Here is a 15,294-nt window from a genome sequence, read left to right on the forward strand (position 1 = left end):
GGCAAGATAACCCGCCCGGGGATGGGGAGCAATAGGCCGATACCCGGCGTGGGCCGCCGGGCCGGGGCGAAAAAAGAAAAGGGCCCGGAGGCCCCGTTGTTACTTATGTTTCAGCTGCTGCTTGGCCCGGTCCGCCGCTGGGCTGCCCGGGTATTTGGCCACCAGGGTTTCCAGGGTCTTTTTTCCGGCCTTGGCATCCCCCTGCTCCTGTTGGCAGGCGGCAATGCTCAGCAGCGCTTCCGGGGCCTTGGGATTTTTCGGCCACTTGGCCACCACCTGGTTCTGGGCGGCGATGGCGCGCTTGTAATCCTGCTGGGCGTAATAGGCATTGCCCAGCCAATACTGGGCGGCGGGGGCCAGTTGGCTGTCCCCGTGTTTTTTTACAAAGGCGTCCAGGGAGGCGGCGGCGTCTTTGTATTTGGCGGCCTTGAAGAGATTCAGGGCGGCTTCGTATTCCTGGGATTCGGCGGCGGGATCGGCCTTGGCGGGCGCAGCAGCCGGGGCACTTTCTTCCCCGTTGTCGGCGGCGGCCGGAGCGGAGCCACTACTGGCACCCCCTTCCAGCTTGCGCAGGCGGGTGTCCAAATCCACGTAAAAATCCTGTTGCCGCTTTTGGGCGGACTGCTGCTCGTAGGTCAGGACTTCCACCTGCCCCACCAGCTTGGCTAGATCGGTCCGAAGGGCTTCAATCTGGTTCGACAGATCGATATTGCCCTTCGCGGCCGCATCCAGCTTATCCAGGCGTTCGGCGGTCTGGGCACGCAGGTCAGCAATCTGCTTACGCGCCACATCGTCGTCGAACAGCCCGGCATGAGCGCCCGTGGCCGCTACCAGGAAAAAGGGCAGGAACAGCCAGCGGGCGCGCATGTTAGAACTCGCCGTTGTAGAGGATGTCGGAACGACGGTTTTCAGACCAGGCGGATTCGTCGTGGCCATCGGCCTTGGGCTTTTCCTTACCCAGGCTGACGGATTCCACTTGGGCATCCTTCACACCCAGCAGGGTCAGGGCCTTTTTCACGGCGTCGGCACGCTTTTGGCCCAGGGCCAGGTTGTATTCGCTGCTGCCCCGTTCATCGGTGTTACCTTGGATCAGCACCTTGGCGTCCTTGTTTTCGGACAGGTACTTGGCGTGGGCGGCCACCAGATCCTTGTATTCGGCCTTGACGTCATACTTGTCGAAGTCGAAATAGACGGAGCGCTTGTACAACACGTTGTTCGGGTCGTTGTAGGGCTTCAGGGCGGTGGCGGAGCTGTCTACGCCGTTGGCAACGGCGGTGGCGGCGTGGTTTTCCACCGCGGCACCTTTGTTGTCAGCGGTGGGTTGGCTACTACAACCGGTCAGGACGCCGGCGGCCAGGGCAGCCAGCAGAGCAGGGATAGCGAGCTTTTTCATTTATAAAATCTCCAAGGGGATGGGCCGTTTACTTCACGGAAGGTCCCCACGCCGGCTCCCGCACGTCCCCGGAAAGAACGGTCAGGCGTTGCTTGATGCGTCCGTCCGGGGAAACGGCCGAGAGCACCTGGCGGCCGCCGGAGACGGTGGCGTACAGGATCATCTGACCATTGGGTGCGAAGCTGGGAGACTCGTCCTTAGACGAATCCGTGAGGATTTGGGTTTGATGGCTGGCGATGTCCATGATCGCCACCTGGAAGCGCCCGCTGTTGCGGGAGATATAGACCAGGTTCTTGCCGTCGGGGGAGGGCCGGGGGGAGACGTTATAGGCGCCGTCATAGGTAACCCGCTCAGCGCTGCCACCCATGGTGGGCATGCGGTAAATCTGGGGGCTACCTCCCCGGTCGGAGGTGAAATAGATGTACTGGCCATCGGCGGAGTAACGGGGCTCGGTGTCGATGCCGGAAGAATAGGTCAGACGTTGCACCCCGGAACCATCCGCATTGATGGTGAACATCTGGGAGCCGCCGTCCTTGGAGAGGACGATGGCCAGACGGCGGCCGTCAGGGGACCAGGCGGGGGCGGAATTGGAACCCTTGAAATTGGCCACCACGGCACGCCGGCCCGTGGCCAGGGTGTGCACGTAGATGACCGGCTTCTTGCTTTCAAAGGAGACGTAGGCCAGCTTGCTGCCGTCCGGGGACCAGGCCGGGGAAATGATGGGTTCCTTAGAGACCAGGGCCGGTTGGGCGTTCTGGCCGTCGGAATCGGCAATCATCAGCTCGTAGCGGCCCCGTTGCTTGACCACGTAGGAAATGCGGGTGGAAAAATAGCCAGGGATGCCCAGCAGTTTTTCGTAAATGTAATCGGCGATGCGGTGCCCGGCGGCCCGCAGGGTGGCTGGGGAGGTGACGAAGGCAGCGCCGCCCAGGGAGGCCTGTTTGGTGATGTCGTAGAGGCGGAAGCGAGCTTCGTAATGGCCGCCGCCGCTGGCCAGGCTGCCTCCCGCCACGGCGTCCGCGCCCTTACTGCGCCAGTTGCCGAAATTGACCGGATCGTTTTCCGTCATCGGCGTGGGGCCCGGATCCACCATTTTGAACATGCCGCAGTGTTCCAGGTCATTGCGCACCACGGAGGTGACCGCCTTGGCGCTGGCCAGGTCGCCGCCAAAATCCGCAATGGACACGGGAATACGGTTATTGCCGCTGCCCCCGGTAATTTCAATGGAGAGCTGGGCGTGGGCCACGGTGGCCGCGAGGCCGAGGGCGAAGACAACAGCGTGGCGCAAAACGGAGGACATGAAGTGAAACCTGGCCGAGAAAGTCAAAATTATAGCTTTGCGGTTTAACGCCAATTTGTAATGTTTTGTAATCGTTCCCGCCGGAGGGGCCGGGCATTTGTCCGTTTTCTCCGGCGGGGCTGGGCTGGCGGGTGCTCAGTATTCCAATGTAATGATTGGGGGCAAGCTATTTGTTACATCCCGAATCCTGGGGACAGAAGGTCAGGTGCAATTCCCGCTGGAAGGAGGACTTGTCTTCCGGCTGGGGCAGGGGCGAGGATTTGTTGATGGCCCGCTCCAGGGCGTCGTCGTAGGCCGGGATGCCGGAAGACTTCACCTTGCGCACATTGATCACTTCGCCGCTGGGCAACTGGGTGACCACGAAGACCGCCGAAGGATTGCCCGTCAGTCCGGGAGGCTCGATAACATTGCCCCGTACCTTGGCCCGAATCTTGGCCGCGTAGCCCGGATCGCCCTTGTGGCCGCCACCACCGCCATTACCGTTACCGGCGCTGTTGCCCGCGCTGCCCGAACCCTTGCCGCCCAGTTCCTTGGCCGCCTGGGCCCGGGCCGAGGCCAGGCCTTTGGAGTGGCTCAAGTCTTTCAGATCTTTGTTCAAATCTTTATTGAAATCCGCCATGGGGTCGTACTTCCGGCTCGGGGGGACGGGCTTATCATTCTTGCTCGGTGGCGTTTCCGGGGTGGTTTTGGTGTCCGGCTTTTTGGGCGTTTCCTTTTTCGGCTCCGGCTTCTTCGGCTCTTCCTTCTTGATTTCAGGCTTGGGCTCCGGCTTTTTCACTTCTTCTTTTTTCGGCTCGGGCTTTTTCTTTTCCTGCTTCAAGGCAATATCCGGCTTATCCACCGGCGTGGGGGTGGCCTTGGTTTCCGCCTTGGGCGTGGGCTCGGGCTGGGCCTCCGCCACCTTGGGAGGCGGGGGCGGCGGAGGGGGAGCGGAAGCGGCGCTTCCCGGGGTGCCCGGGATGTCGCTCCACATTTCCACGGCCATGCTGGCGTCGTCCTGATGCTGCCAACTCACGCCCACCACCAGAAAGAGGATGAGCAGGATGTGCACCAGGGCCGCAAGCCCCAGGGCTTTCCATTTGTCCGGGTCTTCCCGGTCGCGCTCGTAGGGAGTCATGGGCCTGGCTTATTTAGACCCGGTGGGTTGCACCAGTAGGCCGACCCGTTTGATCTGCTGCTGGCGCAGCTTATCCATGACCTCCATCACCTTGGAGTATTCCAGCTTCTTGTTGCCGGCGATGAGCACGGGCTGGTCCGGGTTTTCCGATTGGACCGCCTGCACTTCATCCACCAGATCGTCCGCCTCAATGTCCCGTTCCGGGGTGTTCTTGGCCAGATCATGGAGGGCCAGGGAGCCGTCGGCCCGGATAATCACTTCCAGGGGCGGGGAAGGAGGCTGGGCGGCTTCGCCCACGGAGGGCAGGTCGATTTTGCCCGGGGGCTGCATCATGGGGGCGGTGACCATGAAAATCACCAGCAGCACCAGCATGACGTCGATGTAGGGGACGACGTTGATTTCGTTTTTGAGACGGCGGGGACGCATAGGGCTTTACTCGAATCCGGTGGCGGACAGGTTCCCGAACGCCCAGGGGCGCCCGGGGCCGGGCTTATCGCATCTGCCGTTGCAGGATGTTGGAGAACTCTTCCATGAAGCTCTCGAAGCGGGTGGACAGACGGTCGATGTCGTGGGCAAAACGGTTGTAGGCGAGCACGGCGGGAATGGCGGCGAACAGACCGATGGCCGTGGCCACCAGGGCTTCCGCAATACCGGGGGCCACGTTGGCCAGGGTGGCCTGACCCACATTGGAGAGGCCCCGGAAGGCGTGCATGATGCCCCACACGGTGCCGAACAGGCCCACGTAAGGGGAGACGGAACCCACGGAGGCGAGGAAGGCCAGGTGGGATTCCACATCGTCGATTTCCCGCTGGTAGGTGGCTCGCATGGCCCGGCGGGAGCCGTCGATAACGTCCTTGGGGTCCAGGTTTTTCTGGCCCCGGAGTTTGGTGAATTCCCGGAAACCGGCCTCGAAAATCCGCTCCATGGCCCCCGTATTGTTCCGGTCATGGACGGCGCTCTGGTACAGGGCGTTCAGATCGCCGCCGCTCCAGAAATCCCGCTCGAACTGGTCGGTGCGGGCGTTGGCGTCCCGCACGGTGAACCATTTGCGGAAAATGTAGAACCAGGACATGAAGGACACGGACGCCAGGATGGCCATGACCACCTGGACCACGGCACTGGCGTGGGAAATGAGTTCGATGATGGAAAGGTCTTGGCTGACGTTCATTGCAGGGTTTCCAGTTTTTCGCGGAGAAAAGCGGGGATGGGGGTGGCTTTCATGGGGTTGAGATTGACGCAGACCACTTTCACCGTGCTGGTGAGAAGCAGGGTTTGATCCTCCTCCCGATACACGGTTTGCCGGAATACGGCTTGGGAGGCCCCCAGTTTTTCCACTTCCAGGGTGATGGTGAGCAGGTCGTCCAGGAGGGCGGGGCGCAGGTAATCGGCCTGAACCGAGCGGACGGCAAAAGCGATGTTGTGTTCCCGGGCCAGGAAGGCCTGATCGTGGCCCGTTACCGCCCGCATCCATTCGGTGCGGCAGCGTTCCAGAAAGCGCAGGTAATTGGCGTAATAGACCACGCCCCCCGCATCCGTGTCTTCGTAATAGACGCGTACCGGAATGGAAAAAGTGTGGCCGGGCGTGGCGGGAACAGGGCGCATGGGGCGAAATTTTAGGAAAGGGCGGCGGGGGAGCCTGTAACAGTGTGTAATCCGGCAGCCCGGTAAAACGGGCTGAAAGCCCCGTTTCAAGGGGGTTCCGGGGCGAAAGTTTTTTCTCGGGTGGGGCGGCAGCCTTAAGCGCCGGAGAGCAAATCCCGGTCCCGTTGCACCGGCTCCAGCCCCAGGTGACGGTACACCGCCGCCGTGGCGATGCGGCCCCGGGGCGTGCGTTGCAGATAGCCCTGCTGGATCAGGTAAGGTTCCAGCACATCCTCGATGGTGTCCCGGGCTTCCCCGATGGCGGCCGCCAGATTATCCACCCCCACCGGACCGCCGCCGAATTTGTCGATGACGGCGGAGAGGAGCTTCCGGTCCATCACGTCCAGACCGCCATGATCCACGTCCAGCATGGACAGGGCGGAGTCGGCCACGGTCCGGGTAATGATGCCGTCCGCCTTGACCTCGGCGTAGTCCCGCACCCGGCGCAGCAGCCGGTTGGCGATACGGGGCGTACCCCGGGAACGGCGGGCGATTTCCAGGGCCCCTTCCGGTTCAATGGCCACGTTGAGCAGCTGGGCCGAGCGGGTGACGATGTGGGTCAGTTCCTGGGCGTTGTAAAACTCCAGCCGGGCGACGATGCCGAACCGGTCCCGGAGGGGGTTGGTGAGCATTCCGGCCCGGGTGGTGGCCCCTACCAGGGTGAAGGGGGGCAGGTCCAGCTTCACTGACCGGGCCGCCGGGCCTTCCCCGATCATGATGTCGATCTGGAAGTCTTCCAGGGCCGGGTAGAGGATTTCTTCCACCACCGGGGAGAGGCGGTGGATTTCGTCGATGAAGAGAACGTCGTTGGGTTCCAGATTGGTGAGCAGGGCGGCCAGATCCCCGGCCCGTTCCAGCACCGGCCCGGAAGTCTGGCGCAGATTGACCCCCATTTCGGCGGCCACGATGTGGGCCAGGGTGGTTTTGCCCAGACCCGGAGGGCCGAAGAGCAGTACGTGGTCCAGGGCTTCGCTGCGGCGCTTGGCGGCGTCGATGAAAATGCCCAGCTGCTCCCGAATCTTGGCCTGGCCCACATAGTCGGCCAGGCGCTTGGGGCGCAGGGCCCGCTCAATGGCCTCTTCCTGGGAGGATTTGCTTTCGGGGGCGATCAGGCGGCCGTCGGAGGCGTCGCCGAAAACGTCGGTTTCGATCATGGTGGAAGCGCTGGGGGCGAAGCCCGGTCAAGGCCCGGTTTCACCGCAAGAAAAGGGGATGGGGAAAGGCCCTATCTTACCTCCGCCGGCCCCTGGCCGGGCGGAGGTGCAACGGGGACTCAGGTTGGCACTCAGCTTTTGGACAGGAGCTTCAGGGCCTGGCGGATGCCGTCGGACACGGTGAGCCCGGCGGGCAGCTGCTTCAAAGCGGCCCCCGCTTCCCGGTCGTTGTAGCCCAGGGCCAGGAGCGCGTTGAGAATGTCCTGCTGGTCGTCATGGACCACGGCCACGGCGGCGGGACCGCTGGTGGGCAGTTTGTCCTTCAATTCCAGGAGCAGGCGTTCGGCGGTCTTTTTGCCGATGCCCGGCACCTTGGTGAGGCGGCCCGTTTCCTGGCGGGCCACGGCGGCGGCCAGATCGGCCACGGAAAGGCCGGAGAGCACGGAGAGGGCGGTGCGGGCGCCGACCCCGGAAATTTTCAGGAGCTGGCGAAAGGTGAAACGTTCCGCCTCGGTGAGAAAGCCGAAGAGAAACTGGCCATCTTCCCGCACCGCGAAATGGGTCAGCAGGGTGACCTTTTCCCCCAGACCGGGCAGGTTGTAAAAACTGCTCATGGGCACATCCAGTTCATAGCCGACGCCGTGCACGTCGAGCAGGATATGGGGCGGGTTTTTTTCGGCCAGGAGGCCGGTGAGGCGTCCGATCATGGGAGTTTCCGGAAAAAGGTGAAGGAAAGGGGGGCGGGGCTGGTGCTTCCGATCCCGGCGCCGACGCTGGCGGGGGCAAGTCGGAGGGCGGAGCCCCTCTCAGAATGCCGGGGGCCGCCAGCTGGCCCCGGGCCCCGCCAGCCACAGCCCCAGGGCCAGGAGAAGACCGTGGAGATTGGCAGCCAGGATGGTGAGCTGGATGGGAGTGAGTAGGGCTTCCGGCCGTTCCGCGTCCGCCAGCAGCATACGCCCGGCGTGGAGGCTCAGGGGCGCGGTGAGGGCGCCCAGGGCGGCCCGCTGGGGCAGCCGGTCCAGGCCGATGAGCAGAATCAGCCAGAGATAGGCGAAGAGGGCGATGCCCAGGTAAAGCCAGCGGGCTGTGCCCGGCCCCAGGCGCACCACCAGGGTGGCCTTGCCCGCCTGGGCGTCCGCCTGCCGGTCGGGAAACTGGTTGATGAAGAGCAGATTGGCGACCAGCAGGGCGTAGGGCAGGCCCAGGGCCACGGGCTGCCAGGAAAAACCGTGGCGCTGCACATAGTCGCTGCCCACCACCACGGCCAGCCAGCCCAGGGTGATGGCGATTTCCCCCAAGCCCCGGCTCACCAGTTGCAGGGGCGGGGCGGAATAGGCCCAGCCAGCCAGAAGCCCCAGCAAGCCGATGATCACCAGCCCGGGGCCGGATTGCCAGGCCAGCCACAGCCCGGCGGGAATCACCGTGGCCAGCAGGGCATAGCCGAAGGTGGCGGTGGCGGCGGGGCTAAGCACCCCATTCTGAATGAAGCGGCTACCGCCGGTGAAGGGGAAGAGCCGGGCCGTGTTGGCGGTGTCCGTGCCGTTTCGGGCGTCGTAGTAGTCGTTGAGCACATTTACCCCGGCGTGGGTGACCAGGGCGAAAAGCACGGTGAGGGCCGCCGTTAACCCGTTGATGGCCAGACCGCAGGAGACCGCGCCGGCCAGGCCCAGGAGGCAGGCCACCAGGGTGACGGAGAGAAAGGCGGGCCGGGTGGCGGCGAAGTAGCGGGCCAGGGGCCGGGGGTAAGCGGCCAGGCTGGGTTCGGGGGGCGTCATGGTGTCAGCGGATGAGGCGGCCCTGGCGCACCCGGTAACCGGCGGTGGCCAGATGGCCCAGGCCCTGGCCGCCGTGGGCGTGGCAAATGGCGCAGGCCAGGGCGTCCGCCGCATCGGGGGACGGGTCGCCGGTGAGGGCCAGGAGCCGTTTCACCATGTGCTGGACCTGATCCTTGGCCGCTTTGCCATGGCCCACCACCGCCTGCTTGATCTGCAAAGCGGTGTATTCCGCCACCGGCAGGCCCGCCGCCACCAGGGCGGCGATGTCCGTGCCCCGGGCTTGGCCCAGGAGCAGGGTGGATTGGGGATTGACGTTCACGAACACCTTTTCGATGGCCGCCTGCTGGGGGATGTAGCGTTCGATCACTTCCCCCACCCCGCGAAACAAGGTGAGCAGGCGTTCCGGCAGGGGCGCCCCGTCTTGGCTGCGGATACAGCCGCTGGCCACGTAGGTGAGGTGGCTACCCTGCCGGTCAATGACGCCGAAGCCGGTGATGCGCAGCCCCGGGTCAATGCCCAGGATGCGGACCGGCTCATCCACGGTCCGCTCCTATCCCGGCGGCGGGGGCCGGGAAAAAGAAAAAGCGGTGCCGGGCACCGCTTTTTTCGGGGAGGGAAGGCACCCGGTTCATTCGTCCATGACGGCGGAGGAATAGACTTCCTGCACGTCGTCCAGGGCTTCCAGGACGTCGATGAGACGCTGCTGCTTTTCCACGTCTTCCCCGGTGAGTTCGGTCTCATTCAGGGGCTTCATGGTGACTTCCCCGAATTCCGGGGTGAAGCCCGCCTTTTCCAGGGCGTCCTTCACGGTCATGAAATCGTTGGGGGGAGTCAGCACTTCGATGGAACCGTCGTCGTTGGTCACCACATCGTCTGCGCCGGCTTCAATGGCCGCTTCCATGAGGGCATCTTCGTCGGTGCCGGGGGCGAACAGCATCTGGCCGCAGTGCTTGAACTGGAAGGCCACGCAGCCTTCCGAGCCCATGTTGCCGCCGTATTTGGTGAAGGCATGGCGCACATCGGCCACGGTGCGGGTCTTGTTGTCGGTGAGGCAATCCACCATGAGGGCGGCGCCGCCGATACCGTAACCTTCGTAGCGTACTTCCTCGTAGGTCACCCCTTCCAGCTGGCCCGTGCCCCGCTTGATGGCGTTGTCGATATTGTCCTTGGGCATGGACTCGGCCTTGGCCTTTTCAATGGCCAGGCGCAGGCGGGGATTCATGGTGGGATCCCCCCCGCCCATTTTGGCGGCGACGGTCACTTCCTTGATCAGTTTGGTGAAAACCTTGCCCCGCTTGGCGTCCTGCCGACCCTTGCGGTGCTGAATATTGGCCCATTTGGAATGCCCGGACATGGCGAACCTCGTTGCGGAATACGTTGGTGGGAAACGGCGAATTCTAGCATAGGCGTTCCGGCGTCTCAGCCCCCGGGGGAAGGGTGGGGCCCCCGGGGGGCTGAGGCGCCGGGAGAAAAAAGGGGGCGGGGGCGGGCAGGGGGACGGCCTGGGGCCTTGTCCTCCGCGCTGGCCCTGGGCCCCGGTTGGGCGTCGGGCGAAGGCGCAAGGGACAGGGGCCTTCGTGCTAACCTTTCCCCTTCCCCCACTTCCCTCTTGGCATTGTTATGGCCCAACCCCTTTGCTTTGCCCGTCACGGCCAGACCGATCTGGCCCTGTTGCCCGCCCTGGCCAATCGCCACGGCCTGATTGCCGGGGCCACCGGCACGGGCAAGACCATTACCCTGCAAGTGCTGGCGGAGCGGTTTTCCGCCATCGGCGTGCCGGTTTTTCTGGCGGATGTGAAGGGCGACCTTTCCGGCCTGGGGGCCCCGGCCCAAGATAGCCCCAAGCTCCAAGAGCGGCGCGCCAGACTGGGGGTGACGGACTGGCAGCCCGCCGCCTGCCCCACCGTGTTCTGGGACGTGTTCGGCGCCCAGGGCCATCCGGTTCGGGCCACCATTTCCGACATGGGGCCGGTACTCCTGGCCCGGCTTCTCAACCTTAACGACACCCAGGCCGGGGTGCTCCAGCTGGTGTTCAAAATTGCCGACGACAGCGGCCTGCTGCTCCTGGACCTGAAGGATCTGCGGGCCATGGTGCAGCACGTGGGGGAACAGGCCAAGGACTACACCACGGCCTATGGCAACATTTCCGCCGCCTCCGTGGGGGCCATTCAGCGGGCCCTGCTGACCCTGGGGGAAGCGGGGGGCGAGGTGTTTTTCGGTGAGCCCATGCTGGATATTGCCGACCTGCTCCAGACCAGCGATGGCCGGGGCGTGGTCAATGTGCTGGCGGCGGAAAAGCTCATGGCCTCGCCCCGGCTCTATTCCACCTTCCTCCTCTGGCTTCTTTCCGAACTCTACGAATCCCTGCCCGAGGTGGGGGACCTGGAACAGCCCAAGCTGGTGTTCTTTTTCGACGAAGCCCATCTGCTCTTTAACGAAGCCCCGGCGGCCCTCTTGGAAAAGGTGGAACAGGTGGTGCGCCTGATCCGCTCCAAGGGGGTGGGCATCTACTTTGTGACCCAGAATCCCCTGGATATTCCGGACACGGTGCTGGGCCAGCTGGGCAACCGGGTGCAGCACGCCCTGCGGGCCTTTACCCCCCGAGACCAGAAGGCGGTGAAAACCGCCGCCGAAACCCTGCGCCCCAATCCGGCCTTTGACGCGGCCGCCGCCATTACGGAACTGGGGGTGGGGGAAGCCTTGGTGTCCTGCCTGGACGATCAGGGTCGTCCCCAGGTGGTGGAGCGGGCCTTCATCCTGCCCCCCGCCTCCCGCATCGGCCCCCTGACGGCGGCGGAGCGCCAGGCCCTGATCCAGTCCTCCGTGCTCTACGGCCACTACGAACAGGCCGTGGATCGGGAATCGGCCTACGAGGTGCTGAAGGGCCGGGTGGCCCAGAGCGGCGCCGGGGCTGGGCCCGCCCCAACCGCTCCGGCTGGCGGTGGCCTGCTGGGCGACGTGTTGGGCGGACTCCTGGGGAGCGGGGCTTCCCGGGGGCGGGGGGATTCGGTCCTCACCACCGTGGCCAAAAGCGCCGCCCGGGCCATCGGTTCCCAACTGGGCCGGGAAATCATCCGGGGGGTAATGGGCTCCCTGCTGGGAGGCAGCGGCGGCCGTCGCCGCTAAGCTTTTTCGGGCATTCCGGTGCTGGGACTGGTATATTAACGTTTCCTAATATTACAAACCCCAGGAGTTCCCATGTCCCGTCTGTTCGCCGCCGCCCTGGCGTCCGCCCTTGCTTTCCCCGTGCTGGCCGCCGGTCCCCAGCAGGCCCCTGACCTGGCTGCCCTGTTGCAGGACACCCGGGCCAAGGCCCTGCCCATCTTGCCCCAGGTGGTGGCAGCCATGCAGACGGCGGTGAAGGAAAAAGGGGTGGAAGGGGCCATTCCGGAATGCCGGGAAAAGACCCCCCGTCTCCTGCAAAGCCTGCGGGAGCGCACCGGCTGGCAAATTCAGCGGGTCAGCCTGAAAGCCCGCAATGTGGGCACGGGCACCCCGGACGCCTGGGAAGCCCGGCAGCTGGCCGATTTCGACATCAAGGTGGCGAACGGGGCCAAGGCCGAGCAGTTGGAAAGCTCGGAAATCGTCACCGGTCCCGACGGCAAGCGCTATTTCCGCTACATGAAGGCCCTGCCCGTGGGGGAAGTGTGCCTCAAGTGCCATGGCCCGGCGGAGACTCTGCCCGCCGGACTGAAGACCGCCCTGGCCACCAACTACCCGGCGGATCGGGCCACCGGCTACCGTCTCGGCGAAGTGCGGGGAGCCCTCAGTGTGCGGCGGCTGGTGCCGTAAGCTGAAGGTGCATTGGTGTGGAAGAAGAGCCCTCCGGAAGACGGGGGGCTTTTTTATTGGGGGAAAGTTGCGGGGGTATTTTGTACGCCCGATGCTTTCCAGGAGGCGATGCCGCTGATCTCGGTGTAAAGAAGTGCGCTGCTAGTAATCATCCCCATGCCAGTCAGAGGTACCGGGGCTGTCTAGGCTTGCACTGGAAATGTCGGTGCCGTCGAGACCGTCATCACTGTGCCTGTGGTGGCTTGGGGCAAGATCGCTATCTCCATCGGGCAAATTTTGCTTCGCCATGCACGTCATCTGATGGATCAGAGATGCGGCCAAATAGCCCATGACGATGCCACCCACAGTGCAGCAAAAAAATACCGTCAAATCTGTGGCAATGGCCCAGATGGCAAGATTGGGACCCATGGCAATAATGGCCACAATGGTCCCAAGCGCCCCACCTACCATGGCGCCATACTCTCTGTATTCTTGGACAGTCTTTTTGTCTTGCGCACCGCTAGGCGACATGGTGACTACTCCAATGGAGCTTCTTGCGACGTCGGACGATCAAAAATCGTCAAAGTAAAACCCATGAGCATGATCCTAGGGCGCCAAGAAGGGGGATGTCAAAAGGACACGGATGTCTCTAATCCCGCTCCTGGGATCGGTTGTTGCCGCGAAGGCTCTTGAAGAAGGGTTTCTTAGGGGAAGCTCCCTTGTGGGTGAGGAAGGCAAGCTCACTGGCTTGTTCTTATTGAAAAATAGCCAAAAAAATCCCTCCACGAGGGAGGGATTTATGTCTGAATATTTCCGAGGTTAAGCGAACAAATCTCCAGTCCTTGCTCGGAATGACGACGCCGTTGAGTTACCGAATGTAGCTAAACATTCCGTGGAGCTTGGCAAGGTTTAAGGCCGCCCCAAACCGCCGGGCTTGGGGCGGGACCCAATGGGGCCCTATAGCTTCCCCGCATGCCGTACCGCGGCCACTGCCACCACCTGCCCTTCCCGGACGAAGGCTTCCACGTTTTCTTCCAGGTCGTCCGGGTCGTAGAGGTAGTTGACCATCATCCCGTAGGATTGTTTGAAGCCCTTGGGGGCGGTGTCGGCGAGGAAGTTGAGCCGTTCGACCCGGGCGCCGTTGCCCAGGTGGAAGCGGGCCACCGGGTCCGCCGGACGGTCGCCCCGCTTGCCGTGCATCAGGTAGCGGGCGGCCACCCGGGTCAGACCCGGTTCCAGGAGCCGGGCCAGGCGGGGCTTGGTACCCCAGTCGCCCTGGGGCAGGTAGGCCTGGAGGGCGGCGGCAGTGGGTTCGATGTCCGCCAGCTTGGCGATTTTTTTCAGCTCCCCTTCCGTGAAGGCCCCGGCAAACAGTTCCGGGTTGCGGTCGGCCCAGATCCGCAGGCCGGGCAGGGGGGAGAGGGTGGCGAAGGTCTTGAGGCGGGGGAAGTCTCGCTTCAGATCCTCGATCACCCGCTTCAGTAGGAAGTTACCGAAGGAGACGCCCCGCAGGCCCACCTGGGTGTTGGAGATGGAGTAGAAAATGGCGGTGTCGGCCCGCAGGGGGTCGGCGGTGGGGGCGGCCTCGTCCAGCAGGTGTTGGACGCTGTCCGCCAGATGGTTGATCAGAGCCACTTCCACAAAAATCAAGGGCTCGTCCGGCATCCGGGGATGGAAAAAGGCGTAGCAGCGCCGGTCCGAATCCAAGCGGTTTTTTAGGTCGGTCCAGGAGCGGATTTCATGGACCGCCTCATAATCGATGAGCTTTTCCAGCAGGGCGGCCGGGGTGTGCCAGGTGAGCCGGTGAAGTTCGAGAAAGCCCACGTCGAACCAGGCGCTGAGCCGGTTTTCCAATTCCCGGTCCAGAGCCTTCAGTTCCGGGTCTTCCTTCAGGTAAGAAAGCAGATTGGCGCGCAAATCCACCAGGAATTTCACCCCCTGGGGCAGGGCGTTGAACTGGGTCAGGATGCGCAGCCGGGTGGAACGCATGGCGGCCCGCAGGGCGGCCTCCGCGTCCCATTGGCCCGGGCTGCCCACGGCAGCCTGATAAGCGTCGTGGGCCTTGGCCACTTTCTTCGGGTCCGGGCCGAATTCCAGGGCGATAAGGCGGAGGATTTCGTGGCGCCCGGCGTCGTTCAGGGCCAGATAGGTTTCTGCCAGCTTGGCGGCCCGATGTCGGGCGGACACTTCACCGCCCAGGCCGGCAGCACATTCCTTGAGCAGGGTGCGAATACGGGCCAACTGCTTGGCCGGTAAAGGGGGCTTGCTGTTTTCCGTCATGTTGCGTGTCTCCAGAGTGTTTTTATTGTGGAAAAAAGGGGGTTAGCGGCGCCGGTAGGCCACCACCATCATGGCGAGACCAATGAGCACCATGGGCAGGGACAGCCATTGGCCCATGCTGACCACGTAGCTTTGCCCGAAAATGCCCGCATCCGGCTCCCGGAAATATTCTGCCATGGAGCGGAAGATGCCGTAGCCGATGAGAAAGGCGCCGGAGATGGCCGCCCGGGGCCGGGGCTTGGCCGAATAGAACCAGAGGATGAGGAACAGGGTCAGGCCTTCCAGACCGGCCTGATACAGCTGGGAAGGGTGGCGGGGCTGGGCGTCCACCTGGGGAAAAATCATGGCCCAGGGCAGGCTGGGATCGGCCACCCGGCCCCACAGTTCCCCGTTGATGAAATTGCCAATGCGCCCCGCCGCCAGGCCCAGGGGCACCAGGGGGGCGATGAAATCCGTAATGGTGAAAAAGGATTTGCCGTGCTTGCGGCCCCAGGCGGCGCAGGCGATCAGCACCCCGAGGAAGCCGCCGTGGAAGGACATGCCCCCCTTCCACACGGCGACGATTTCCAGGGGATGGGAAAAGTAATAGGCGGGTTCGTAAAACAGCACCTGACCCAGGCGCCCTCCCAGTACCACCCCTAGAACGCCCCAGAAGAGCAGATCGTCCAGCTCCTCTTCGCTCCAGGGGGTGCCGTCACTGGCGGCCTTGCCCTGGCGGATGCGGTGGCGGCCCAGGAGGTAAAAGGCGATGAAGGCCACCAGGTACATGAGGCCGTACCAGCGGATGGACAGGGGGCCGAGGGAGAGGGCGACGGGGTCGAACTGGGGATGGATCAACATGGGGGAGGTACGGCCAGGCTAAC

Annotated in this window: 17 protein-coding genes; 2 read left to right on the forward strand and 15 right to left on the reverse strand. The window is 63.8% G+C overall.

Features of this window, described 5'->3' with window-relative positions:
• Positions 1–99: 99 nt before the first annotated feature.
• The 12 genes from ybgF to Azoinq_RS08175 all read right to left on the reverse strand — a co-directional run bounded on the left by ybgF (position 100) and on the right by Azoinq_RS08175 (position 9,734).
• Positions 100–867: a tol-pal system protein YbgF gene (ybgF, locus tag Azoinq_RS08120; RefSeq protein ID WP_216130182.1), complete on the reverse strand. Its 768-nt coding sequence runs from the start codon at positions 865–867 to the stop codon at positions 100–102.
• Between the two features lies 1 nt (position 868).
• Entirely contained in the window at positions 869–1,393 is a 525-nt protein-coding gene (pal, locus tag Azoinq_RS08125; RefSeq protein ID WP_216130179.1) for a peptidoglycan-associated lipoprotein Pal, read from the reverse strand.
• A 28-nt stretch (positions 1,394–1,421) separates the two neighbouring features.
• Complete coding sequence (gene tolB, locus Azoinq_RS08130) at positions 1,422–2,693, reverse strand: Tol-Pal system beta propeller repeat protein TolB (RefSeq protein ID WP_216130177.1); 1,272 nt, start codon at positions 2,691–2,693, stop codon at positions 1,422–1,424.
• 166 nt (positions 2,694–2,859) lie between these two features.
• A complete protein-coding gene (locus Azoinq_RS08135) occupies positions 2,860–3,810 on the reverse strand; it encodes an energy transducer TonB (protein ID WP_216130175.1) in 951 nt (316 codons plus the stop codon).
• A 9-nt stretch (positions 3,811–3,819) separates the two neighbouring features.
• Positions 3,820–4,236 carry a protein TolR gene (gene tolR / locus Azoinq_RS08140; RefSeq protein ID WP_216130173.1) on the reverse strand — a complete coding sequence of 139 codons (417 nt, stop codon included), beginning with the start codon at positions 4,234–4,236 and terminating at the stop codon, positions 3,820–3,822.
• Positions 4,237–4,300: 64 nt separating this feature from the next.
• A complete protein-coding gene (gene tolQ / locus Azoinq_RS08145; protein ID WP_216130171.1) occupies positions 4,301–4,978 on the reverse strand; it encodes a protein TolQ in 678 nt (225 codons plus the stop codon).
• A complete protein-coding gene (gene ybgC / locus Azoinq_RS08150; RefSeq protein ID WP_216130169.1) occupies positions 4,975–5,412 on the reverse strand; it encodes a tol-pal system-associated acyl-CoA thioesterase in 438 nt (145 codons plus the stop codon). The genes tolQ and ybgC overlap by 4 nt, the downstream gene beginning before the upstream one ends.
• Before the next feature lie 134 nt (positions 5,413–5,546).
• On the reverse strand, positions 5,547–6,605 hold the full coding sequence (ruvB, locus tag Azoinq_RS08155; protein ID WP_216130167.1) for a Holliday junction branch migration DNA helicase RuvB: 1,059 nt from the start codon (positions 6,603–6,605) through the stop codon (positions 5,547–5,549).
• Positions 6,606–6,736: 131 nt separating this feature from the next.
• Complete coding sequence (gene ruvA, locus Azoinq_RS08160; RefSeq protein WP_216130165.1) at positions 6,737–7,312, reverse strand: Holliday junction branch migration protein RuvA; 576 nt, start codon at positions 7,310–7,312, stop codon at positions 6,737–6,739.
• A gap of 99 nt (positions 7,313–7,411) precedes the next feature.
• A complete protein-coding gene (locus tag Azoinq_RS08165) occupies positions 7,412–8,380 on the reverse strand; it encodes a prenyltransferase (RefSeq protein WP_216130163.1) in 969 nt (322 codons plus the stop codon).
• A 4-nt stretch (positions 8,381–8,384) separates the two neighbouring features.
• The gene (gene ruvC, locus Azoinq_RS08170; protein WP_216130161.1) at positions 8,385–8,921 is read right to left on the reverse strand and encodes a crossover junction endodeoxyribonuclease RuvC; all 537 of its coding nucleotides are present in this window, start codon (positions 8,919–8,921) and stop codon (positions 8,385–8,387) included.
• Between the two features lie 87 nt (positions 8,922–9,008).
• A complete protein-coding gene (locus tag Azoinq_RS08175; protein WP_216130159.1) occupies positions 9,009–9,734 on the reverse strand; it encodes a YebC/PmpR family DNA-binding transcriptional regulator in 726 nt (241 codons plus the stop codon).
• A 266-nt stretch (positions 9,735–10,000) separates the two neighbouring features.
• On the opposite strand from Azoinq_RS08175, the gene Azoinq_RS08180 reads away from it, so the two are divergent.
• Together Azoinq_RS08180 and Azoinq_RS08185 are read left to right on the forward strand one after the other, a co-directional pair.
• The gene (locus Azoinq_RS08180; RefSeq protein ID WP_216130157.1) at positions 10,001–11,506 is read left to right on the forward strand and encodes a helicase HerA-like domain-containing protein; all 1,506 of its coding nucleotides are present in this window, start codon (positions 10,001–10,003) and stop codon (positions 11,504–11,506) included.
• Between the two features lie 72 nt (positions 11,507–11,578).
• Entirely contained in the window at positions 11,579–12,172 is a 594-nt protein-coding gene (locus tag Azoinq_RS08185; RefSeq protein WP_216130155.1) for a Tll0287-like domain-containing protein, read from the forward strand.
• A 141-nt stretch (positions 12,173–12,313) separates the two neighbouring features.
• Here Azoinq_RS08185 and Azoinq_RS08190 read toward each other — a convergent pair whose 3' ends face one another.
• The 3 genes from Azoinq_RS08190 to lgt all read right to left on the reverse strand — a co-directional run bounded on the left by Azoinq_RS08190 (position 12,314) and on the right by lgt (position 15,271).
• Positions 12,314–12,682, reverse strand: a complete 369-nt coding sequence (locus tag Azoinq_RS08190) for a hypothetical protein (RefSeq protein WP_216130153.1) — start codon at positions 12,680–12,682, stop codon at positions 12,314–12,316.
• Positions 12,683–13,108: 426 nt separating this feature from the next.
• Positions 13,109–14,431, reverse strand: coding sequence for a malonyl-CoA decarboxylase (locus Azoinq_RS08195; protein WP_216130151.1), 1,323 nt, complete (start codon positions 14,429–14,431; stop codon positions 13,109–13,111).
• A gap of 42 nt (positions 14,432–14,473) precedes the next feature.
• Positions 14,474–15,271 carry a prolipoprotein diacylglyceryl transferase gene (gene lgt / locus Azoinq_RS08200; protein ID WP_216130149.1) on the reverse strand — a complete coding sequence of 266 codons (798 nt, stop codon included), beginning with the start codon at positions 15,269–15,271 and terminating at the stop codon, positions 14,474–14,476.
• Positions 15,272–15,294: the final 23 nt, after the last annotated feature.

The sequence above is a fragment of the Azospira inquinata genome, from assembly GCF_018905915.1.
Lineage (GTDB): Bacteria > Pseudomonadota > Gammaproteobacteria > Burkholderiales > Rhodocyclaceae > Azospira > Azospira inquinata.